Origin of the sequence: Sorangium sp. So ce887 (assembly GCF_051521455.1) — a bacterium.
Taxonomy (GTDB): Bacteria; Myxococcota_A; Polyangia; order Polyangiales; family Polyangiaceae; genus Sorangium.
Genome location: NZ_CP150354.1, coordinates 4,674,721 through 4,696,439 on the forward strand (window position 1 = coordinate 4,674,721; position 21,719 = coordinate 4,696,439).

Here is a 21,719-nt window from a genome sequence, read left to right on the forward strand (position 1 = left end):
CATGAAGCGAACGCACGGACTCTCGATCGCGCTGGCGATCGCGGTGGCGGGTTGCGCGAACCTCTCGCTCCTCGAGGAGGACGTCTGCGGCAATCGCGTCGTCGAGGAGCCGGACGAGGCCTGCGACGGGCAGGAAGGCTGCGGTGCGCCCGGGAGCGCGCACCAGTGCCGCTATCTCTGCGGGGACGCCGAGGGGCTCGTGTGCCCCGGCGGCTCCGGGTGCGGCGCGGACGGCGTCTGCCGGCGCCCCCGGGGCGACTTCGAGGAGCTCGCGGCGCGCAGCACGGTCACCGCGATGGATCTCTCGACCGGCGACATCGACGCGGACGGCTGCGACGAGCTCGTGCACACGACGCTCGAAGGCACCACGATCACGGCGCTCCCGAGCCAGGCGCCCGGGCTGTGCGCGCAGGCGGAGCAGGCGCTGCCGATCTCCCGGGCAGCATCCGGCGACGAGACGTCCCCCGCGCCGCTGCTGCGCGACCTGACGAGCGACGGCCAGCTGGAGCTCATCGTCGCCGGGCGTGGCGACGTGGTCGTCGCCGAGGAGGGCGCGGCGAACGGCCTCTTCGTGTTCTCCGCCTCCGAGAGCGCGGCCCTCTCGCCCACGCTCTACTCGACCACGCGCCTCGACAGCGACGCCGCGCGCCTCCTGTCGGCGCGGCTGCGCGGCCGCGACGCCGCGCTGATCTTCCTCGGCGCATCCGCCGCGGCGGGCGGCACGGGCGGCGGCGGCATGGACGGCGGCACGGGCGGCCAGCCGCCGTCGAGCGGCGGCCCTGGCCGCATCGCGGTGATGTCGAACCCGAGCGCGAAGCCGCAGACGCTCGACGGCGACACGGTGGCCCCCGGCGACATCGTCGGGGTGGTCGCCGCCGATCTGTACGAGGGCTCCGCGGACAGCGGCCCCTGCGACGAGGCGGTCGTCGCGAAGCGGGGCGACGACCGGATCCGCATCTATGCCGTGTGCGGCCCCGGCGGCTCCCAGGCGCTCGCGGCCCTGCCCGAGGTGCAGCTCGGCGGCGGCGCGAAGATCCGCGACGTCAACGCCTCGCTCGCCGTGCACGACCAGAACGGCGACGGCCACCTCGACCTCGTCGTGAACGCGGTCAACGACGGTCGCGGCGAGATCCACGTCGCGTACGGCGTGACCGGCGGGGGCTTCCACTCGACGCCGAGCCCGCCGTCCTCGGGTCCGCCCGACCAGCGCACGGGCGCGCTGTCGCTCGGGGACGCGGCGCTCGAGGCCGCGCTCGCCGACCTGAACCGGATCTTCATCGCCGGCGATTTCGATCGAGCCCGCCCCGGTCCCGAGCTCGTGCCGCTGGACTGCCCTCCCGGCGCGCCGTTCCAGTCTCCGATCTGCCGCCCGATCGGCGGGGAGTGCGAGGCGGTCGCCGCCGACGTGAACGCCGACGGCCACCTCGATGTGGTCGCGACCGAGGCGCAGCTCCCCGACATCACGATCCACACCGGCGCATCGGACGGCACCTTCTACCCGCAGCGCCTTCCGACGCAGTGCCCGCCGCACTACCTTGCCGTCGGCGATCTCGACGGCGACCGGGTGAACGACATCGCCTACTTCGATCAGCAGGCGCGGCCGTCGTCCCCGCGGCCCTCGACCCGGCTCGACATCGCCTACGGCAACGCCTTCGCCGCGCCTTCCGCGCCGGCCGGCCACGGCCGCCTCGATCTGGCCAGCGGCCTCGCCGCGGGCCGGGTCCTCGACGAGGCCACGGGCGTCCAGCTCTTCGCCTTGCGCGGTCTCCCGCCCCCCCGCGGCGCGGCGGTGGCGTCCGGCTCCGGGCTCGCGCTCATCGAGGGCGGCCGCGATCGCCTCGTCCGCGCGCCGTTCTACTTCCCGGCGCCTCCTGGCGCGCCGCCCGATCCCGACGCGCCTCCTGGCCCCGGCGCATCGACCTCCATCCTGCCGGTGCGCCTCCTCGCGGTCGCGGGTGGCCTGCTCGCGGCGCAGGACGGCGACCCGGTGCAGAGCCTCGCCGCGATCACGGAGCTCACGGGCGAGGGCGCGCCGGATGGCACGCAGCTCTGGCTGATCACCGTGTCGCCGGAGGGGGACAACCTGCGCGCGGAGGCGTCCGGCCGGCCCGGCGAGGGGGCGCCGCCGTGCGACCCGTGCGTGCTCGCGGCGATCGACACCGACGGTGACCGCCGGGAAGAGCTCGTGTGGCTCGGCGGCGGCGAGCTCGCGGTCTACGAGGAGGACGCCGGCAAGCTGGTAGAGCGAGCCCGGCAGGAGACGATGTACCGGTTCGCGGCGATCGCGACGGGCGTGAACCCGTCGAAGTACGTGCCGCGCCCGCTCGTCGCGGATCTGGACGGCGACGGGCAACAGGATCTCCTCGCTCGCGCGGAAAGTGGCGAGCTCGTCGCCCTCTGGGGCCGCGCCGGCGGCGGCTTCGACGAGACGGTGCTCGTCGCGCCGGACCCTTGCGACGGCGTCGACGTCTGCGCGGGCCTCGCCGTGGCGCTGCTCAACGCCGACGCCGACGTCGCGCTCGAGGTGGCCGTGGCCGGGCCCGGGCGGCTCGAGCTCCACGATCTCGACGCCGGCGCCCGGGCCCTGCGCCGCCTCGAGACCGCCTTTCCCGGCCCCCCGCCGGAGGCCGGCAGCGATTTCGTCGCGCTCGGCGCGGCCGATTTCGACGGCGATGGCGTCGACGATCTCGCCGTGGCGATGAGCTCCGCCTTCCTGAAGGTGTTCCGCGGCAGGCCGGTGCTGCCATGAGGGCGACGGCGCGCCCCTCCGGCCTCCTGCTCCTCTGGGCGTCGTCGACCCTCGCCGCGGCCCTCGTGGCGCCCGGCGCGGCGCTGGCGGACGCGCCCCCCACGCCCGCGCAGGCGGCCCACGCGGAGAGCTTCTTCAACGCCGGCGCGCAGGCGTACGAGGCGGGCCAGTACCAGGTCGCCGCGGAGGCGTTCCTGGAGGCGCACGAGCTCGTGCCGAGCCCGTCGCTCCTGTTCTCGGCGGCGCAGGCCTTCCGGCGGCAGGTCCTCACGCAGCCGTCGCCGGACGCGCTGCGCCGCGCGATCGCCCTCTACCGCGAGTACCTGCGCCTCGATCCGAAGGCGGTGCGCCGCGAGGAGGCGGTCGCTGCCCTGGCGTCGCTCGTCCCCCTGGAGGCACGCCTCCCCGGCGAGGACCCAGCGGCGGCGGCCGACGGCGGCACGACCGCGGCCGACGGCGCGCAGCGCGGCGCCGCGGCGGCGGTGACCCCGGCGGCGGGCGGCACGCGGCTCCTGCTGTCATCGCCGGTCGAGGGCGCCCGCGTATCGGTGGATGGCCAGCCGTTCGTCCCGGCGCCGCTCGTGGCGCCGGTCGCCCCCGGCGCGCACCGCGTGCGGGTGCAGGCGGCGGGGCATCACGAGGAGGAGCTCACGGTCATCGCGGTCGCCGGCGAGCTGATGCCGCGGCACGTCGTGCTGCGGCCGAAGCCGGCGCAGCTGCACGTGACCGGCACGGGCGGCGCGCGGGTCGCCGTCGACGGCCAGGTGCGGGCGACGGTGCCCACGACCGCGGCGATCGCGGTCGAGCCTGGCGTTCATGTCGTCGAGGTCTCGCTGCCCGGGCACGAGCTTTACCGGCGGGAGCTCCGGGTCGCGCACGAGCAGGCGGTCCGGCTCGACGCCGATCTCCGGATGACGTCCCAGCGCCTCGCGGCGTGGACGGTGCTCGGCGCCGGCGCCGCGGGCGCGGCCGCGACTGGCGTGCTCGCGGGCCTCGCCCTCGTGCGTCAGGGCGAGGCGGTCGACTTGCGAGACAGGAAGGACGCGACCTCGCTCACGCCGTCCGAGCGGGATCGCTACAACGCCGCGGTCGACGCGCGAGACGGTCTGGGTGCGGCGGCAGCGGTCGCCGGCGGGGTGTCGTTCCTGGCCATTGCCGTCGGTTTCCGGCTCTTCGTCTTCGACGAGCCGAAGGCCGCCGCGGCGCCGGCCGCGCCGCCACCGAAGGCCCCCGGGGTGGAGGCGGATTTCACGGTGGGGTTGCTCGGCGCCGGGGTGAGGGGGCGGTTCTAGAGAGCGGTATCCGACGGAGCCTGGGTCTCTCGATGGCTAGCGTCATCGACTCACACCGTGATCCGCGTGCCGTCGAACCTGGTGAACGTGAAGCCCTCGAACGGCTCGAGGAAGGTGCGGCGCTCGTCCCGGAGCAGGCTGATGGCCACCTGCTCGCCGAGCGCCAGCGACGCTGCAGCGTCGGTGCGCCAGTGGATGCCCGCCCAGTTGCGGCCGAAGGCGTAGTTGGTCGCCAGCTTGTTCAGCTCGCCGCCCACGGTCAGGGGCGGCCCGCTGTAGGGGACGAGCCGGGTCGGATCGGCCGGATCGGGGACGAACGGGTCCTCGATCACGTGGTCTTCGTCGAAGAACGCCTTGAGGAGCGTCGCATTGACGCCCGCGATGGCGGCGGCGCCGCCCGGGTAGGATCCGTGGAGCGGCGCGCCCTCCGGGAAGGCCTGCGGCAGCAGGTAGCTGCCGAACGCGTCGTACGTCAGCTCGGCCGCCTGCGACTCCAGGATTTCGCGGTGCAGCGGGTAATCGCGCGCGCCGTTCGCGAGGCGGTGGTGGACCAGCCCGCCGAAGGCCTCGGGGCGGACGCTGCGGTGCACGAACCACTTCTGCCAGTACGCGGCGCGGATCGCGCGCGACGTGCCGAAGGGGAGCAGGCTTTGCAGATAGGCGAGCGCGAAGGTCGCCGCCGCGGAGGCCTGCGTCTCCGACGTGAGATAAGGGTTCGTGGGGCTCAGCGGGGCCCCGATGCCCCCCGCGACGCGCGGGCTCGCGCTGCGCGCTGCGCCGAGGAGCAGCGCCGCGCCCCAGAAGAGCGCTCCGCCGCTGTGCACGAACTCCGCCAGATCGCGCCCTGTCGAGATGTAGCGGCGGACCGGGTCGTACGCGATGGTCCGGGTGGGCGCGATCCCGTTCTGCACCGCGAGCCACTCGTCGTGGTCGGTCTGGAAGTCGTTGCCGGGCAGCGCGGTGCGGATCGCGCCCCCGATCAGCTGCGGGCCATAGGGGATGTCTCGCAGGAGGAACTGCGAGATATAAGGCCCGTCGAGCACGCCGTGAGGGACCACGTGCCGGGCCGTCCTGCCCGAGCGGTCCCGGGGATCGGCGTAGGTGACGCTGCCGCGGAACACCGTCTCCAGCGTCACGCGGCCGCCGGCGCGGGGGCCCGTGTAGCCGGAGAGCCGGTCGATCTCGTCGATCGCGTCCGCGACATCGCTGCTGTCCGCGTAGCTCTCGAACGGCACGTCGCGCAGCAGCGCCTTCCAGTAGACCTCGACCGCCTCAGCGGCCTTCTGGGCGCTCGCCAGCGCGGGGGCCGGGGGCACGCCGATCTGGGCCGGGGTGGTGCCGATCAAGCTGACGGCAAGCGTGCCGATCGGATTGACCAGCTTGCGCGTCCCGCCGAGCGGGATGGCCTCGAAATCGTCCCACTCGCGCGACGCGTGGGCCCTCGCCGCGACGCGGTACGCCTCCAGGTCGACCTCGCCCCGCCTGTCGTGCGGCAGGCCGCGGGTGTCGGTCCCGATCTTGTTCGGATAGCGCGCCTCGTCGCCGTTGTTCGGGTGCGGCGCGATCGGCTCCTCGAAGCTGTCGACCGCGGCCTCGAAGCGGACGCGCAGGGCGCGCAGGCGGAGCTCGTGGTCGAGCGGCGCGGCGTGCGGGTCGCGGCGCAGCGACTCGATGCCGCTGAGCAGATCGTCGGCGCCCCGGCCGCGCGCCGCCCTGGCGACGCCTGGATCCGCGGCGAGGACGCCTCCGACGGCGAGCGAGCCTGCCACGCCGATGAAGGCGCGCCGGCCTGTCGCCTTTTCGGCCCCCGGTCGCTTCGCGGCGGCCTCGGAGCTCGCGGGCCCCGGGGCGTCAGGCGAGGAAGCGGCGCGCCGGCTATCGCTGTCGTGAGAATCGATGGTCATGGCGTTCAACTCCGTCGTTGTGTGGACCTTGGCGTCCGCCCGGCCGCGGCGTCCGCGGCCGGGCACCCGTGAGACTCGGCCCGTGAGCTCAGGCGGCGGCGTCCCGTCCTGGAAGCGGAGAGGGTGACAACGAGCTTCCGACGACGCGCGCGGCTCGATCGCTGACGAGGCCGAGATGAGGAGAGGCAGCGGGCTCTCTCCGCTGCATCCGTTTTATAGGATGAAACGTCTAATATAACGGACGGACGCGGGCAAGGACTTTGTTTCGCAGCGCACCGGCAGCACTTCTGTCGTACGGGGCCCGGTGGTATCGGGCGACGGGTGCGACCGAAAGGCGATGCGCAGGCGGGCTCCGTGATGGCGGACGGGATCGTCCGCGCAGCGCAGGTCAGGGACCTCCAGGGGGTCCTGGAGCTCTATCGCGACCTCCACCCCGAGGACGACTCGTTCCCTCCCGAGCTCGAGCTGTCGGCGCTCTGGGCGCGCATGCTCGAGCAGCCTGGGCTTCGCCTCTTCGTGCTGGAGCGCGGGGCGGCCCTCGTGGCCAGCTGTTCGCTGATCGTCGTTCCCAACCTCACGCGCGGGGGCCGGCCGTATGCGCTGGTCGAGAACGTGGTGACCCATCGTGAGCACCGGCGGAGGGGGTTCGGGTCGCGCGTGGTGCGCCATGCGCTGGCGGAGGCCTGGGAGGCGGGCTGTTACAAGGCCATGCTGCTGACGGGCTCGCGGCGGCCCGAGGTGCACCGCTTCTACGATGCGTGCGGCTTCCGCGCAGGTGAGAAGACCGGCTTCGTGGCGCGCCCCGAATCGAGCGTCAGGAGCGCTGTCTGACTGGCAAGCGACGGCGGCGCGGCGCCGCCGATTCTATTCTGGACGAGCTCGACCGCATTGGTTCGTGGTCTCACTTGCCGTAGGCCACCCGCCACACGGTGTTGCTCTGGTCGTCGGTCACCAGCAGCGCGCCGTCCCTGGCCACCGCGACGCCGACCGGACGACCCCATACGTCGCCGGTGCTCGTGACGAAGCCGGTCATGAAGTCCTCGTAATAGCCGGCCGCCTTGCCGTCCTTGACCGGGATGCGGATCACCTTGTAGCCGGTGCGCCGCGAGCGATTCCACGAGCCGTGCTCCGCGGCGAAGATGTGGCCCTGGTAATCGGCCGGGAACTGCTGGCCCGTGTAGAAGCAGAGGTCGAGGGACGCCGAGTGCGACTGGATCAGCACGTCCGGCACGATGACCTTGTCCCTCAGCTCGGGGCGCTTGCCCTCGTGGCGCGGATCCTGGTTCGGGCCGAGGTAGTACCAGGGCCAGCCGTAGAAGCCGCCCTCTTGCACGCGCGTCACGTAATCGGGGACCAGGTTGTCGCCCAGCTCGTCGCGCTCGTTCACGCTGGTCCAGAGCGCGCCCGTCGCCGGCTCGATGGCCAGACCGACCGGGTTGCGGATGCCGGACGCATGGAGCGTCTCGTTCTTGCCGTCGGGGGTGAAGGCCAGGATGCAGGCGCGCCGGATCTCGTCCTCGTCGTCGTCGACGTTGGAGCGGGATCCCACCGACACGAACATTCGCTGGCTGTCCTTGCTGAAGGCGATATCGCGGGTCCAGTGGCCCCCGCCGCCCACCGCTTCCTTGCCCGAGGGGATGTTGGTGACCAGCGCCTCGGCCGGGCCGCTGGCCTTTGTGTCGCCCGCCTTGTAAGGGAACCGCACAACGCTGTCGGTGTTCGCGATGTACACGTGCGTCGGCGCATCGGTGCCGGCCGGATAGAAGGCGATGCCGAAGGGGCGATTGAGATCCTCGGCAAAGGCGCTGCGGACGTCGGCCTTGCCATCGCCGTCCGTGTCCCGGAGCACCGTCACCCGGTCCGCCTTGCTCTCGGCCACGAACACGTCGCCGTTCGGCGCCACCTGCACGACGCGGGGCTCCTCCAGACCCGTCGCGAGCTCGGTAACGGTGAATCCCGACGGGACTTTGGGGAACACACCGGCTGGACGATCTGCCTTGCTTGGCCTGTTGACCACCGACTCCTCCTCGTTGGGCGGGGGGAGATCGGCGACGGTGATCTTGCGCTTCACGCCCGGCGCGTCCGTGGTCCAGTCGCCCAGCGCGTCGGCGCCGGTGAGGATCCTGTCGGTGGGCGCTGGCTGCGGTGTGACCTCGGCGCGCTTGGGCGAGCACGAGGCCAGCGCGCCCGCGCCGATCAGGAGCACCTGAGCCACCCCACGCCGGGCCCACCGGCGGTCTGATCTTCGGTTGTCCATGGACTCTGGTTGCCATTCGGCTCCTCCTCTGTCCACCGCTCCCTCGAACCGATGAGCCCGCCCATCATCTCGCCTTGCATGAACGCTGTTCCGTCAACGCCTCACCCGGGCGTCCCCGGGAACTCGGCTCCTTCCACCGCGGGGGTCCCCGCGGCAGGCGCGCCTCACCGCAGCCCGAGCCGCTTCGCGAGGTGGTGCAGGTTGCTGCGGTGCATCCCGAGCGATCTCGCCGCGGCGGCCCAGTTGCCGTCGTGCTGCGCCACGGCCTCCTGGATGAGGTCGCGCTGGTAGGCGTCGACCCGCTCGTGCAGCGTCGCCCCCGCCGCGGGCGGCGCCTCGCCGCCGTCGCCCTCCGCGGCCTGCGCCTGCGGCGGCGCCGCGGCGGCGAAGCTCCCGCCGAGGTGCGCCGGCTCCAGCACCACCGGCGCCCCGCGCGGCACGCCCCGCGACGCCTGCAGCACCATCCGGAACAGCGTGTTCTCCAGCTCGCGCACGTTGCCCGGCCACGGGCCGCCCGTGAGCAGCTCGCGCGCCGCCTGCGTGAGCCGCACCGGGCCCACGCCGAGCCGCGCGCGCGCCGCGTCGCAGAAATGGCCCGCGAGCAGCGGGATATCGCTCCTCCGCTCGCGCAGCGGCGGCACCGCCACGCGATAGACGTTGAGCCGGTGGAACAGGTCCGCCCGGAAGCGCCCCTCGGCCACCTCCTTCTCGATATCGCGGTTCGTGGCCGCCACGATGCGGACATCGACGCGCAGCGACCGATCCGCGCCCACCCGCTGCACCTCGCCCTCCTGCAGCGCCCGCAGCAGCTTCGGCTGGATCGACGGCGGCAGCTCGCCGATCTCGTCGAGGAACAGCGTCCCCCCGTCGGCCACCTCGAGCTTGCCGGGCCGGTTCTGCTCCGCCCCGGTGAAGGCGCCGCGCACGTGCCCGAACAGCTCGCTCTCGGCCACCGACTCGGGCAGCGCCGCGCAGTTCACGTGCAGCAGCGGCTCGCCCCGCCGCCTCGACGCCGCGTGGACCGCCCGCGCCACGAGCTCCTTGCCCACGCCGGTCTCGCCCGTGATCAGCACCGTGAGATCCGACGGCCCCACGAGCGCGATCTCGTCCCGCAGCTTCTGCATCGCCGGGCTCGTCCCGAGCAGGCCGGCCCCCCGCTCCCGCTCCGCGGCTTGCCGGAGATCCTCCGCCACAAGGCCGAGCCGCTCGGCGCTGTGCTCGAGCGCGTCGATGAGCTGGCTCGTGCGCACCGCCGCCCCGGCCAGCGCGCCCAGCCAGGAGAGCGTTCCCGCGTCCACCCCGTCGAAGGCGCGCGGATCGAGCGCGTCGGCCGTCAAGAGCCCGATCAGCGCGCCCTCCACCCGCAGCGGGCAGCCGAGGCATGCGTGGACGTGCGCGAGCGCGGTCGCGTCCGACGCGAGCAGCCCGTCGAACGGATCCGGAAGATCGGTGTCCGGCGGGAAGCGCACCGGCGCCTCGGCATGGCAGAGGAGGTCGAGCCGCGGGTGCGCCCTGGCGCAAAACGTGCGCCCCAGCGCCTCCGGCGTGAGCCCGTGCGCCGCGAGCGGCACCAGCACGCCGTCGTCGTACCGCATCAGGCACGCCGCGTCGCACGGCACCACGTGCCGCACCGCCTCGAGCAGGCGCCGGTAACGATCCTCGGCCGCCAGCGACGTCGTGAGATCCAGCGCCACCGACAGCAACGCCTTCAGGCTCGGCATGTTGTGGATGATACAACATCGTTGTGAATTATACAACGTCAACGTGTTGCTAAAAGCGCAACATTGGCCGCCTGGATGCACGAGACGAAGGGCCGCAGCCGAGCGGCACGCCGCCTGCTTCAGGGCCCGGCATCACGACCGGAGCCCCCGAGCCGCGCCGCGGAGGCGCGGGCGCGCGCCTGGCTCACGCGAACAACGAGGTCGATATGCATAGCCTACGACGACTCTGGCTGGCGCTCGCCGCCGTCATCACCGCTGGATTCTTGATCCTCGGCTTCATGGGCCGGGAGGTGTACCGAAAGGCCCCGCCGATCCCCGAGATCGTGCAGACCTCGACAGGCAGGGTGCTGCTCACGAAGGATGATATCCTCGATGGGCAGCTGGTCTATCAGAGCATCGGCGGCCAGCAGGTCGGCAGCGTCTGGGGGCACGGCGCTTACCAGGCGCCGGACTGGTCGGCCGACTGGCTCCATCGCGAGGCCGAGGCGCTGCTGTCAATCTGGAGCCAGCGAGAGCACGGCGCGCCGTTCGCGGCGCTGCCCGACGAGGTTCAGGCCGCGCTCAAGGCGCGGCTCCAGAAGACGATGCGCCACAACGGGGTCGACCCGGCGACCGGGGTGCTCACGATCTCGGACGATCGCGCCCGGGCGATCGAGGAGACGGCGGCGCACTACCGCGCGCTGTTCGGCGACGAGCCGGCCCTCACGGGCCTGCGCGAGAGCTACGCGCTGCACACCGGCGCGGTCCCCGACGCGGGGCGGCGCGACAAGCTGACGGCGTTCTTCTTCTGGACCGCGTGGTCCTGCGCCGCGGAGCGCCCCGGCACCGGCGCCAGCTACACGAACAACTGGCCTCACGAGCCGCTCATCGGCAACGTCCCCACGACCGCCAACGTCATCTGGTCGGTCGTGAGCATCGTCCTGCTGCTCGCCGGGATCGGCGCCCTCGTCTGGTATCACGCGTTCCGCCGCAGCGAGGAGCCGGCCGCCCCCGCGCCGGAGCGCGATCCGCTGGGCGGGTGGGAGCTCACCCCGTCGATGCGCGCCGTCGGCAAGTACTGCGTCGTCGTGGTCGCCCTGCTCGTGCTCCAGGTCGCGCTCGGCGCGCTGACCGCGCACTACACGGTCGAGGGACACGAGGTCTTCGGCCTGCCTGTCGCCGACTACCTCCCGTATGCGGTGACGCGCACCTGGCACGTCCAGCTCGGCGTCTTCTGGATCGCGACGGCCTTCCTCGCGTCGGGGCTCTTCCTCGCGCCGGCCGTGGGCGGGCGCGAGCCGAGGGGGCAGCGGCTCGGCGTCAACGTCCTCTTCGGGGCGCTCGTCTTCGTCGTCTTCGGCTCGCTCGCCGGAGAGTGGCTGGCGGTCAAGCAGCACTTCGCCCTCGAGATGTCCTTCTGGTTCGGCCACCAGGGGTACGAGTACGTCGACCTCGGCCGCGCCTTCCAGATCGCCCTCTTCGGCGGCCTCATCCTCTGGCTCTTCCTGATGCTGCGCGCGCTCTGGCCCGCCCTCGCGCGGCGCGACATGAGCCGGCACATCGTGATGCTCTTCACCGGCGCGACCGTGGCGATCGGGCTGTTCTACGGCGTGGGCCTGTTCTACGGCGCGAAGACCCACCTCTCGGTCATGGAGTACTGGCGCTGGTGGGTCGTGCACCTCTGGGTCGAGGGGTTCATGGAGGTCTTCGCCACCGCCGCGATCGCCTTCCTGTTCACGCGGTTCGGCCTCGTGCGGCCCGACAGCGCGGCGCGCGCCGCGATCCTGTCCACCTGCATCTTCCTCATCTCGGGCATCCCCGGCACCTTCCACCACCTCTACTTCAGCGGCACGCCGGTCTCGGTGATGGCCGTCGGCGCGAGCTTCAGCGCCCTGGAGGTCGTGCCGCTCGTCCTCGTGGGGATGGAGGCGCACGAGACGTGGCAGATGCAGCACCGGAGCGCGTGGATGCAGGCCTATCGCTGGCCCATCCAGTTCTTCGTCGCGGTCGCGTTCTGGAACTTCGTGGGAGCTGGCGTGTTCGGATTCCTCATCAACCCGCCGCTCGCCCTCTATTACATGCAGGGCCTGAACACGACGCCCGTGCACGCGCACGCCGCCCTCTTCGGCGTCTACGGGCTGCTCTCGCTCGGCCTCGTGCTCGTGATGCTCCGCCGCCTGCGCCCTGACGCGGTGTGGAACGACGCGCGGCTCCGGCTGGCGTTCTGGGGGATGAACGGCGGGCTCGCGCTCATGATCGCCCTGAGCCTCCTGCCGATCGGGCTCGCGCAGGCGTGGGCCAGCGTCGACCGCGGCCTGTGGTATGCGCGGAGCGCCGACTTCCTCCAGCAGCCGGTGATCGAGGCGCTGCGCTGGATGCGGCTCGTCGGAGACACCCTGTTCATCGTCGGCGTCATGGCCTTCGTGGGGTTCGTCGCCGGGCTCTGGACCCGGCGGCCGGCGGGGGCCGCCTCGGCGCGGCCCGCGGCGGCCGGCGAGGCGGCGCCGATGGCCGCTCCGGCGGCGAGCCGCGCGCCGGCGAGCTGAGCCCCCCTCATCCGTCGCCGGCGCCCGTCTCGCAGCTGCGCGAGATGCCACCCACGGGCCGCTCCGAGCAGGGGCGAGCGGGCCGTGGGTGAGGCGGATCGGGGCGAGTCTACCGCTCCGTCGGCGCGGGCGCGCCGTCTTGGATCCACTTGCGGAGGGTCGCCAGCTCCGCGCTCGTCAGGGTCGGCTTGCCGTCCGCGGACTGGGGCATGACGCCCGTGAGGCAGCTGGCGCCGCCGGAGGGCCTGCATCCGGCATTTGCAGCCGTCCCTGCGGCCTTGAGGTAGAGCCAGCTCTGGTCCGGGTTTCCCGGCACCACGAGCCTGAACTGCCCGCCGGACTTGGATGCCTGATTGACGAGGCCCGCGACGATGTCCGCCGAGCTGACGTCGCCGCCGAGCGACAGGCCTGCTTGTGGGCCGGTCGATTGCGCGCCGTGGCAACCGCTGCACTTGTTGACGTCGCTCTCGAGGATCGGACGGACCGTGGTGTGGAACACGCCGGACTCCGTGGGGAGGGGATCGACCGGATCCGGCTTCAGCTCAGGGTTGATGACCTGAGCGATCGCGTCCATCTCGTAGCACTGGGCCGCTACCGCGTCCTTCAGCTTCTGGTCGGTGGGTGACATGCCCTTGGCGACACGGTACTTCTCCCAGACGTTGTCGATCCAGCCGTGCAGCTTCCAGAACATGTAGTTGTCGATGTTCGTGAACTGGTTGCCGAGGCCGTGGTCGGCGTTGTTGCTGCGTACCCATTTGAAATGGAGATCCCCATGCAGGCCGCTGGCCGACACACTTGCGCCGGGGATGGCTTGACCGGCGAAGCACTGGAGCCACATACCGAACGCGCCTTCGTCCGGGAAGCGGCTCAGGTTCTCCGGCTTGTCGATCTCGTCGGCGATCTTCGCGTTGGCGAGCGTCGTGGCGCTCCAGGGCCTGAAGTCCGCTCTCCACTGCTGGGGCAGCTCCTCCGCCGTCGTGGGGAACTTCTTGAAACCCTCGAACTGCTCGGAGTGCTTCGGCCAGAGCTGCTTCAACGACTGGATCATGTGCCGATGCATGGCGAGGAACTGGAAGCCATCGCCCGTCGTCTTGCACTCCTGGTCCGACGGAACCGGGACCGACGAGTTGCAGATATCGACCCTGCTCATCCCACCGCCGAACCCGCCGCCGCCGCAGCGCCGGATGCTGTGCCACTCGAAATGGGCGGCTTGCCATTCGTTCTGCTCCATCCAGGCGATGACATCCGGCTGAACGGTGAGATCGATCTGGCCGTTCTTGCTGAACTCCGCCGCCCCGTCACTCATCGTCGCGTCGCTGGGGTGGGGATCGAAACCGACCAGGCAATGATCCGTCGAGTGTGCGCCGCCCGCTCCGCTCGAGCCCCCGCTGCCGGCGGCATCTCCGGTGGACGAGGAGGCCGAGGTCCCGGTGGAGTTGGAGGTGGACGCGTCGCCGCCGCTGGCGACCGAAGAAGGTGTGCCGCTCGCTCCCCCTGCTCCCTGGGTGCCCGCGCCTCCGGCTCCAGCGGTGCCCCCGGGGTCGGGATCTTCGCCGCTACAGGCTCCCAGCAGGAGGGCTGTAACGCATGAGAGCAAACCGATCGTGCGCTGCGATATCTTGCCGAATGACACGGTGGACAGGCCTGCCTGATCGTTGATTCGCATGGTGCTCCTAGTCACCGCTGGATGCCGGGTGCATGCTCCCGCGCAGCCGCTGGGCGAGACGCCGGACGGGGCCTCGGCCAACAGCTGGTTGCATTGCAGAGCACGAGGCTTCCGGGCGGGTAAGCGGGTGTAAAATTCGTTACGAAGAGATCGTCGCCGTCTCTTGGATGAGCCGAGGAGAAAGGAAGAGCAAAGCCATTCGAGCATGTCAATGGCGAATCGCCACGCTCACCTCGGGTGACAGAAGTTTCCTTGTGCGATCCGCCTCCCTCGTAAAAAGGTGACGCTGTATCCACAACCTATCCATGTATCGAGAGGGCCGCCTTCACTCCACAGCCCGCGGGTCGCCGGTGCCGCCGGTCATGCCGCCGCCCGGCACAAGCCGCCTGACACCGTGACCCGCCACCTGAGATGCCGGGAGAGCGCCGTTCAACTGTCCTGGGCGCCGTGAATTCAGCGCCCTCCCGGCCCGTGAGCGTTCACATCTCGTGGTCGCTGGGCGAGACGATGCTCAAGGCCCAGCGCTCATTCAATCGAGACCTTCACATCAGCGCTACCGCTGCTTTGATATCCTTCCACGACCAGCGAGACCTCATAGAATTTCCCCAGGGTCAGTCCCTGGCGCCCCCATGCGTCGAAGTGGTTGGCGACGGTGATGGTTCCGCTCGTGCGCTTCTCCTTCCGGACGCTCCAGAACTGATAGAACGTCGCGGTGCCTTCGATGGAAGGCTGGTTGACTCGCTGGGTCTTGTAGATGTCGTAGGTGCCTCCGTCGCTCTCGACGGTGCCCACGAGCCCTTCTCCACCCGGGGGACGCCAGTTGCCCCAGCTATCGATGATGTAATACTCGATGAGCGGGCTCGTCGTCCACCCATAGACACCCAGGTAGGAGTTGCCGTTCGGCCGATAGTCGGCCTCGTACGTGACGATATGGTCCTTGCCGCCCGGCCTCACGCCTTTGCGGCCCAACAAGTTGTTGATGTTGCTCCACTCCACGCTGAAGCCATCAGCCGTGTTGGTCAGGCACCCGTCCCCTCGGTCCTTCCAGTACTCATAGGTGAGTCCGCAATGGGTGCCGATGTCATCGCTGCAGACCTTCTTGTCGGCCTCCGTGCACGCGACAGGTGTGCCGCTGGTCGTGCTTGAGCTCGCGGGTCCGTCCGAGCCCCCGGTCCCGCCCGCGCCCCCGGTCCCGCCCGCGCCCCCGGTCCCGCTCGTCGTCGATCCGCTCGTCGTCGATCCGCTCGTCGTCGATCCGCTTGTTGTCGTGGCGCCCGTGGTCGCGGCGCCCGTGGTCACGCTGGTCGACCCGCCCGAGCTCGCCGCACCGCCGGTGCCGCTACTCGTGCTCACGCCACCGGTGGTCGCGCCGCTCGTCCCAGCCGAGCTGCTGCCACCCGACCCGGGATCCCCAGACGAATCGTCCGATCCCGCGCAACCGGCCGCAGCGAACCCGAAGACAAGAGCGTAAATTTGTAGTGAAGCTAGACGCACGTTTCCTCCTTGGCTAGGTAACTAGATTCCCGGCAACCGACTTTTTGATCACGGATGGGACCAGCTTTCGATGACCATGCGACCCGGAGGGGCGTTTCAGTTGCCGGTCCAGGGCCAGCCGAGGGTCGATCTCCGCCCGCCCCCTCGAACGCATCTGTGGCCGACAGCACATTGATCCGCTCGTCGTCCCCCTCGTTCCTGCGAAATCCCCTCTGCCAGCGGGCGCAGCGCCCCCCCGGAATTCCGCCCGCGCGACCGGCGCCGCTCACCCGAGCAGGCCGAGCGCTGCGAGCCGCGGCACGCCGGCGCGCACGGTCGCCTCGACCCGCTCGACGTCCGGGATCCGCCTGCCCCCTGGAAAATTGAAGCTGTATCAACAGCCGATCCATGCATCGATGAGGCCGCCTCCACTGCACAGCCTGCGGGGCTCGAACCCCACGTGCCTCGGCGCATTGAAGGTAGAAGTAGAAATTGTCAGTCTCCGGGAAACCGGCTCAGTCGCTGAGCTCCGCCTGGAGCGAAGCGCAGGGGTGGTTTGGGACTGTTTTTGGCGACTATAGAAGCAACGTGAATGTCATCCCGGCAGACACGCACTCGATGGTCGCCATGTACGCGCCGCGCGGATTGCTCGTCCCGTCAGACGGCCGGCGGCTCGGTCTGGCGTTGCCACGCGCGGTGCATGGCGATCGCCTTGATAAACGCCGGGGCCGCGTCGGCCACCGCGTCGTCGGGCGTGGCGAGCAGGCCCGGGTCGGCGCCCGCGCCGGTCGCGGCGGCCCTCACGCCCGCGGCCGCGGCGAGAGGCGCGGCCGACGTCGGCACGAGCAGGGGCTTGCAGTGGCGGTACTGGAGCTGGACGAACTCGACAGCGAGCCCGTCGCGCGCCAGCGCCGCCGCGCCCGCGCCGGGCGGCAGCACCGCCGCGTCGAAGAGGACGCTCGGGGCGGCCTCGATCGTGACCTCGACCGGCAGGTCGTCGCCCTCGGCGGTGCGCACCACGCCGAGGCGCGCGCCGACGTAGCGGGGCACCGCGCCGGCGAGCAGCAATGCGTCGTAGAGGGCGCCCAACGCCGCGCTGCTCACGCCGTCGGCGACGAGGAGCGCGACGCGGCGGCCGAGGATGCGGCCGTCGCCGGGCCGGGCGAACAGCGACAGGGCCGGCGACACAGCGACCTCGGGGTCCTTGACGGGCGGCGCCACCATCGAGAGCGGCTCGGGGAGCGGCATGCCGAGGTCGGCCGCGACGCGCGCGGCCAGCCCCTCGTCGACGTTCCGCAGCATCCGGACCATGCGCTCGCGGACGGCCTGCGTCTGCACGCGCGTCAGCTCGAAGCGGAAGGCGCGCGCGATGTGGTCGCGCTCGACGGGCGTCTGGCTCGCCCAGAAGAGACGCGCCTGCGTGTAGTGGTCGGCGAACTTCTCGGGCTTCGCGCGCAGCTTGCTCGGCTCGGTCGTGGCCTGCTGCGCCAGCAGCCGCTCGGCGACCGAGGCGAAGCCGCGCGCGCCGGCCTGGAAGGGGCAGCCGCCGGCGAGCGAGTTGGGCTCGTAGCTCACGCGGCCGCGGGGGATCGCCTGGCGGTGGAACCCGTCGCGCTGGTTGTTGTGCACCTCGGCGATCGGCGCGTTGATCGGGATCTCGTGGAAGTTCGGCCCGCCGAGGCGCGAGAGCTGCGTGTCGAGGTACGAGAAGTTGCGCCCCTGCAGCAGGGGGTCGTTCGTGAAGTCGATGCCGGGGACGACGTGCTGCGTGCAGAACGCGACCTGCTCGGTCTCGGCGAAGAAGTTATCGGGGTTGCGGTTCAAGACGAGCCGGCCGACCGTGCGCAGGGGCGCGAGCTCCTCCGGGACGATCTTTGTCGCGTCGAGCACGTCGAAGCTCCACCGCTCGGCCTCGGCCTCGGTGAACGTCTGGATCTGCAAGAGGTACTCGGGGAACGCGCCGCCCTCGATGGCCTCCCAGAGGTCGCGGCGGTGGAAGTCGGGATCGGCGCCCGAGATCTTCACCGCCTCGTCCCAGTCGAGCGAGTGCGTGCCGAGCACGGGAGTCCAGTGGAACTTCACGAGCGTCGCCTCGCCGGCCGCGTTGACGAGCCGGAAGGTGTGCACGCCGAAGCCCTGCATCGTGCGGTAGCTGCGCGGGATCGCCCGGTCGCTCATCTGCCACAGGACCATGTGCATCGACTCGGGCATGAGCGAGATGAAGTCCCAGAAGGTGTCGTGCGCGCTCGAGGCCTGCGGCATCTGGTGGTGCGGCTCGGGCTTGACGGCGTGCACCACGTCGGGGAACTTCATCGCGTCCTGGATGAAGAAGACAGGGATGTTGTTGCCGACAAGGTCCCAGTTGCCTTCGTCGGTGTAGAACTTCACGGCGAAGCCGCGCACGTCGCGCACCGTGTCGGCGCTGCCGCGCTCGCCCGCCACGGTCGAGAAGCGCACGAAGACCGGCGTCCGCTTGCTGACCTTCGCGAAGGGCGCGGCCTTGGTGAGCGAGGTGATGTCTTCTGTGCACTCGAAGTAGCCGTGCGCGCCCGAGCCACGCGCGTGCACGACGCGCTCGGGGATGCGCTCGTGGTCGAAGTGCGTGATCTTCTCGCGCAGGATGAAGTCTTCGAGCAGCGTCGGGCCGCGCAGCCCCGCGCGCAGCGAGTTCTGGTTGTCCCCGACGGGGACGCCCTGGTTCGTCGTCAGCGCCCGGCCGAGCGAGTCGACCCGGTGCTTCTGCAGCGGCCCCTGGTTCGGGTTCGCGCCCGGCGCCGCCTTGGCGCCATTCTTCTCGGACTCGTTGCTCTCGGTGATCGTGCTCGCGGTCGCGTCGAGGTTCTCGGGCTTCGCCGTGGCACCTTGCGGCGGCTGTGGCAATTTGCCGCGTAGCGCGTACTCGGCGGGTTTGTTCACGTTCTCGGGGATCGCGGCGACGAGCGCCTCGGTGGCGTCGACCTTCGCGTCGAGGCGGTCGGCGGCCGCGACGTTGCGCACTCCGGCGTCGTCGCTGCTCGTCCCGCTGCCGAGCGCGGTCGCCGCGCGCTCGAGGAGGCTGCGCTTCGGCCGCGCCGCCCGCGGCTTCGCCGACGGGCCGCCCATCGATTGCTTGGCGCTGCCCGCGCCCTTCTCGCGCGGTGCCGGCTCTTTGGACGATGATTTCGCGGGGTCTTTGGGATCGGTCATGCGATGGCCTCCGGGGGGGGGAGCCGGGGCTTTCAGCAAGGAGCACACCAACGCTCGTGCTTCAGGCGGGCGCCCCGGCGACCGACGCGCGGCCGGGTCCGTTGCGGCGCCTCGCGGTGTTGTCCCCCAGCAGACGAGCTTGCCGCCCTGCCGGAGCGCGCACGACCATCGCGGAAGGGGTAGGGGAGGGCGCGCGTCAGCCGCCCGACGCGATCCAGCAGCCGTTCGCCTGCCCTCCCCACGCGCCCGAAAGGTGGAACTTGTCGGGTGGATAAGCGCTCCCCGGGGGACGCCCCGCGACGGTGATGCGGCGTTCGTGGTCATAACAATACGAGCCGCTCATGTAGAGATAGCGGTCCTTGCCGCCATGGATCGTCGTATTGAGAGTGGCCTGCGTCCCACTCACGGTTTGCCAGCTTCCGTCGACGCGTCTTTCCATCCTCACCGTCAGGTCGTCGTCGCCGTCGCCTTGGCTGACGAAGCAGGCTCCCGCGACGATGCGCGAATATTTGCCCAGATAGCCGCTCGCTGTCCAGCTCGGCGACGACGTGGTCATGTTCGAGAGTTGCTCGGAATCGTCCACGCCGCCGAAGGAGAGCGCCTGAGTGTCGAAGTAGCTCTGCCATGAGGCCGCTGCGCAGTTCCCGGCGGTGACCACCGGCCCCGCGCTGTAGACCACGGAAAGCATCTGGTGGCCTCCGGTGATCGAGGCATGCTGCTCGAGGAGCCGCGGCGAGACGTCTGCCGAGGCGTCGGCGCTCAGCAGATATTCGACCGGCGTGATCTCGGTCCCGTCTTCGTGGACGAGCGGCAAGAGCCTGTCGTCCTCGGGCGACGAGACCACCAGGACGCCGATCTGGGGCACCGCGCTGCGCGGATCCTCGTCGATCAGCGATACGGTCCCGACGCGTGGCACCACGAATCGATTCAGCACCTTGCCTTCGACCCTCTCGATGTCTCGAGCGGGCTGGTCGCCGGCGCCCTCCTCGGGGTTTTTCTGCCTGAAATCATGCGAGGCCTGGCTCGCCGACGCCTCCTCCGAAGCTCCCCCCGTATCGCCCGTCTCGACCGCGCAGCCCGCTGCGAGCAGCGTAGCTGCGATGAGACCACCCAGAATGCGTCTGTCGTAGAACATGCTTGTCTCCGTCTCTGGTTGTGTACCCTGCGCATTCAGATCATTGCATTGACCGTGCCTGCGCGCCTACCCCGCGGATCGCCCGGGTTTCAGCCCATCAGGGACGAGCAACGTGGTACAGCGTCGTGGCGCTGTTATGCAGTCGTGACGCCGTGGTGTCATGCCCGTGTGACAGGAGCCCGCCTGCGGTGCATGTCGGAGGCGCCGTGTGGAGGGGGCTGCGCCAACCTGCGGCTCGACGTCGTGATGCCGCTGTCCTCGGGGCCCCGATCCGGAGATGACAGCGCGCACCTCGCCGCGGCGCGCGCGGGCGCACCGGCCGCTCCGGGGAGGGGTTCTGGCCCTGACCGTGTAAAAATCTACAGTGTGGGCTCGGCGTGCCTCGAGAGCGAGCTCGGCGCCGACGTCGTCGGGGCGAGGGTCGTACGGAGCGGCCGTCGGCCGGGCGCCTCCTGGAGCCCACGGGCGGGCTGATCTGTGGTACGGCGAGCCCCGTCCTGTGCGGGCGGCTGCTACGATGCGGCGTGCACGGGCTGGCGGCGCTCGTCTTCGAGGTCATCCATGGTCATTGCGCGATTCCTGGGTTGTGCGCTCGCCGCGGCGACGCTGGCGAGCTGTAGCGACCCCGATCCCATCATTGAAACTCGCCACGGTGCTTACGAGGGCGACGCCTATCCGAACCGGCGTCCGGAGATCGTGATTCCGGACGGCGGAATGGGCGTGGTGACCGATAGCCTCTCCGATACGATCTCCCTCATCGCGCTCGAGACCGGGGAGCGGTTCGGCGTCCGCCCCGTGGGCCGCGAGCCCGTGACGATCGATGGGCCTCACCGCGTGGCCGTGGACGCCGCGGGCGGCGCGCTCTACATCGCGCTGTCGTACCCTGCCATTGCCGGATCGAGCGGCCCCCATGCGGTGCACGGCGGGAGCACGGTGGCCGGCTATGTCCAGAAGCTCGCGCTCGACGACCTGCGCGTCCTCGGGCAGGTGCGCGTCGAGGCCAACCCGGGCGACATCGTGATCTCGGAGGACGGCGGGCGCGTGGTCGTCTCTCATTTCGATCTCAAGCGCGCGCTCGACAACCCGGAGGACCCCGAGGCGGCGCGCTCGTCGCTCGCGGTCCTGGATCCCGACGCGGACTGGCCTCATGGCGCCGCCGCGCCGACGCTCATCCCGGTCTGCAAGGCCGCGAACGGGATCGCCCTCTCGCGGCCGGACGGCGCCCGGGCCTACGTCGCCTGTTATGGCGACGACGCCCTCGCGATCGTCGACCTGACGGACCCGGACGCCGAGATGAAACTCATCCCTGTCGGGCCGCCGCTGCCGTCGGACTCCCACTCGTCGTCCTACGGGCCCTACGCCGCCGTCATGTCGCCCGATCAGAAGACCATCGCCGTGAGCAACACGGACAGCAGGGACGTGCGCTTCTTCGATGTCGCGTCAGGGACGTTCGACGAATCCAGGACGATCCTCACGATCGGCGCGCCCTATGTCAGCGCGTGGACCCCGGACGGGAGCGCCATCTACGTGCCGACGCAGGTGCCCGACACGATCGTGCGGATCGGCATGACCCAGGACGACAGCAACGCTGTCATCCGGAACATCAGCGGGGAATGCTTTAGGCCGCACCTCGCGGAGCTCGACGAGGAGCACGGGCTCTTCATCGTCTGCGAGGGCGACCAGACCGTGACGCCGGGCAAGGTGCTCCGGCTCGATCCCGAGACGCTGGAGACGCGCAGCGAGGCCGAGGTGGGCCTCTTTCCCGACGCGTTCGCGCGCGTCGCGGCGGGGGCGCGATAAGGAACGTCGCG

The 21,719-nt window shown here is 70.9% G+C and carries 12 protein-coding genes and 1 pseudogene; 6 read left to right on the plus strand and 7 right to left on the minus strand.

Going from position 1 to position 21,719, the window contains the following annotated elements; genetic code table 11:
• Position 1 precedes the first annotated feature (1 nt).
• Both WMF36_RS17385 and WMF36_RS17390 read left to right on the plus strand, forming a co-directional pair.
• Positions 2-2,749, plus strand: a complete 2,748-nt coding sequence (locus WMF36_RS17385; RefSeq protein WP_437580725.1) for an FG-GAP repeat domain-containing protein — start codon at positions 2-4, stop codon at positions 2,747-2,749.
• On the plus strand, positions 2,746-4,041 hold the full coding sequence (locus WMF36_RS17390; protein WP_437580726.1) for a PEGA domain-containing protein: 1,296 nt from the start codon (positions 2,746-2,748) through the stop codon (positions 4,039-4,041). The genes WMF36_RS17385 and WMF36_RS17390 overlap by 4 nt, the downstream gene beginning before the upstream one ends.
• Positions 4,042-4,091: 50 nt before the next feature.
• On the opposite strand, the gene WMF36_RS17395 is transcribed toward WMF36_RS17390, so the two are convergent.
• Positions 4,092-5,945 carry a twin-arginine translocation pathway signal protein gene (locus tag WMF36_RS17395; protein WP_437580727.1) on the minus strand — a complete coding sequence of 618 codons (1,854 nt, stop codon included), beginning with the start codon at positions 5,943-5,945 and terminating at the stop codon, positions 4,092-4,094.
• 321 nt (positions 5,946-6,266) lie between these two features.
• Here WMF36_RS17395 and WMF36_RS17400 point away from each other — a divergent pair, with 321 nt between their 5' ends.
• On the plus strand, positions 6,267-6,776 hold the full coding sequence (locus WMF36_RS17400; protein WP_437580728.1) for a GNAT family N-acetyltransferase: 510 nt from the start codon (positions 6,267-6,269) through the stop codon (positions 6,774-6,776).
• Between the two features lie 70 nt (positions 6,777-6,846).
• Here the strand turns inward: WMF36_RS17400 and WMF36_RS17405 are convergent, their stop codons facing one another.
• Complete coding sequence (locus tag WMF36_RS17405) at positions 6,847-8,160, minus strand: PQQ-dependent sugar dehydrogenase (RefSeq protein WP_437580729.1); 1,314 nt, start codon at positions 8,158-8,160, stop codon at positions 6,847-6,849.
• 206 nt (positions 8,161-8,366) lie between these two features.
• Positions 8,367-9,923: a nitric oxide reductase transcriptional regulator NorR gene (gene norR, locus WMF36_RS17410; RefSeq protein ID WP_437580730.1), complete on the minus strand. Its 1,557-nt coding sequence runs from the start codon at positions 9,921-9,923 to the stop codon at positions 8,367-8,369.
• Positions 9,924-10,129: 206 nt separating this feature from the next.
• On the opposite strand from norR, the gene WMF36_RS17415 reads away from it, so the two are divergent.
• The gene (locus WMF36_RS17415; protein WP_437580731.1) at positions 10,130-12,448 is read left to right on the plus strand and encodes a nitric-oxide reductase large subunit; all 2,319 of its coding nucleotides are present in this window, start codon (positions 10,130-10,132) and stop codon (positions 12,446-12,448) included.
• 109 nt (positions 12,449-12,557) lie between these two features.
• Here WMF36_RS17415 and WMF36_RS17420 read toward each other — a convergent pair whose 3' ends face one another.
• The gene (locus WMF36_RS17420) at positions 12,558-13,754 is read right to left on the minus strand and encodes a hypothetical protein (RefSeq protein ID WP_437580732.1); all 1,197 of its coding nucleotides are present in this window, start codon (positions 13,752-13,754) and stop codon (positions 12,558-12,560) included.
• 885 nt (positions 13,755-14,639) lie between these two features.
• Positions 14,640-15,467, minus strand: a complete 828-nt coding sequence (locus WMF36_RS17425) for a glycoside hydrolase family 11 protein (RefSeq protein ID WP_437580733.1) — start codon at positions 15,465-15,467, stop codon at positions 14,640-14,642.
• Positions 15,468-16,079: 612 nt separating this feature from the next.
• Here WMF36_RS17425 and WMF36_RS17430 point away from each other — a divergent pair.
• A pseudogene (locus WMF36_RS17430) lies at positions 16,080-16,232 on the plus strand (glucuronyl esterase domain-containing protein); the annotation flags it as partial.
• A gap of 12 nt (positions 16,233-16,244) precedes the next feature.
• On the opposite strand, the gene WMF36_RS17435 reads toward WMF36_RS17430, so the two are convergent.
• Together WMF36_RS17435 and WMF36_RS17440 are read right to left on the minus strand one after the other, a co-directional pair.
• Positions 16,245-18,773, minus strand: coding sequence for a catalase (locus WMF36_RS17435; RefSeq protein ID WP_437580734.1), 2,529 nt, complete (start codon positions 18,771-18,773; stop codon positions 16,245-16,247).
• Positions 18,774-18,969: 196 nt separating this feature from the next.
• Complete coding sequence (locus tag WMF36_RS17440; RefSeq protein WP_437580735.1) at positions 18,970-19,908, minus strand: hypothetical protein; 939 nt, start codon at positions 19,906-19,908, stop codon at positions 18,970-18,972.
• Between the two features lie 561 nt (positions 19,909-20,469).
• On the opposite strand from WMF36_RS17440, the gene WMF36_RS17445 reads away from it, so the two are divergent.
• Positions 20,470-21,708 carry a YncE family protein gene (locus WMF36_RS17445; RefSeq protein WP_437580736.1) on the plus strand — a complete coding sequence of 413 codons (1,239 nt, stop codon included), beginning with the start codon at positions 20,470-20,472 and terminating at the stop codon, positions 21,706-21,708.
• The last annotated feature ends 11 nt before the right edge of the window (positions 21,709-21,719 follow it).

What these genes read in the sequence shown, in the direction of transcription:
- WMF36_RS17445 (WP_437580736.1), top strand. Translation starts at nt 20,470, where the DNA reads ATGGTCATTGCGCGATTCCTGGGTTGTGCGCTCGCCGCGGCGACGCTG.
- WMF36_RS17385 (WP_437580725.1), top strand. Translation starts at nt 2, where the DNA reads ATGAAGCGAACGCACGGACTCTCGATCGCGCTGGCGATCGCGGTGGCG.
- WMF36_RS17420 (WP_437580732.1), bottom strand. Translation starts at nt 13,754, where the DNA reads ATGAGTGACGGGGCGGCGGAGTTCAGCAAGAACGGCCAGATCGATCTC.
- WMF36_RS17415 (WP_437580731.1), top strand. Translation starts at nt 10,130, where the DNA reads ATGCATAGCCTACGACGACTCTGGCTGGCGCTCGCCGCCGTCATCACC.
- WMF36_RS17435 (WP_437580734.1), bottom strand. Translation starts at nt 18,773, where the DNA reads ATGACCGATCCCAAAGACCCCGCGAAATCATCGTCCAAAGAGCCGGCA.
- WMF36_RS17395 (WP_437580727.1), bottom strand. Translation starts at nt 5,945, where the DNA reads ATGACCATCGATTCTCACGACAGCGATAGCCGGCGCGCCGCTTCCTCG.
- WMF36_RS17390 (WP_437580726.1), top strand. Translation starts at nt 2,746, where the DNA reads ATGAGGGCGACGGCGCGCCCCTCCGGCCTCCTGCTCCTCTGGGCGTCG.
- norR (WP_437580730.1), bottom strand. Translation starts at nt 9,923, where the DNA reads ATGCCGAGCCTGAAGGCGTTGCTGTCGGTGGCGCTGGATCTCACGACG.
- WMF36_RS17440 (WP_437580735.1), bottom strand. Translation starts at nt 19,908, where the DNA reads ATGTTCTACGACAGACGCATTCTGGGTGGTCTCATCGCAGCTACGCTG.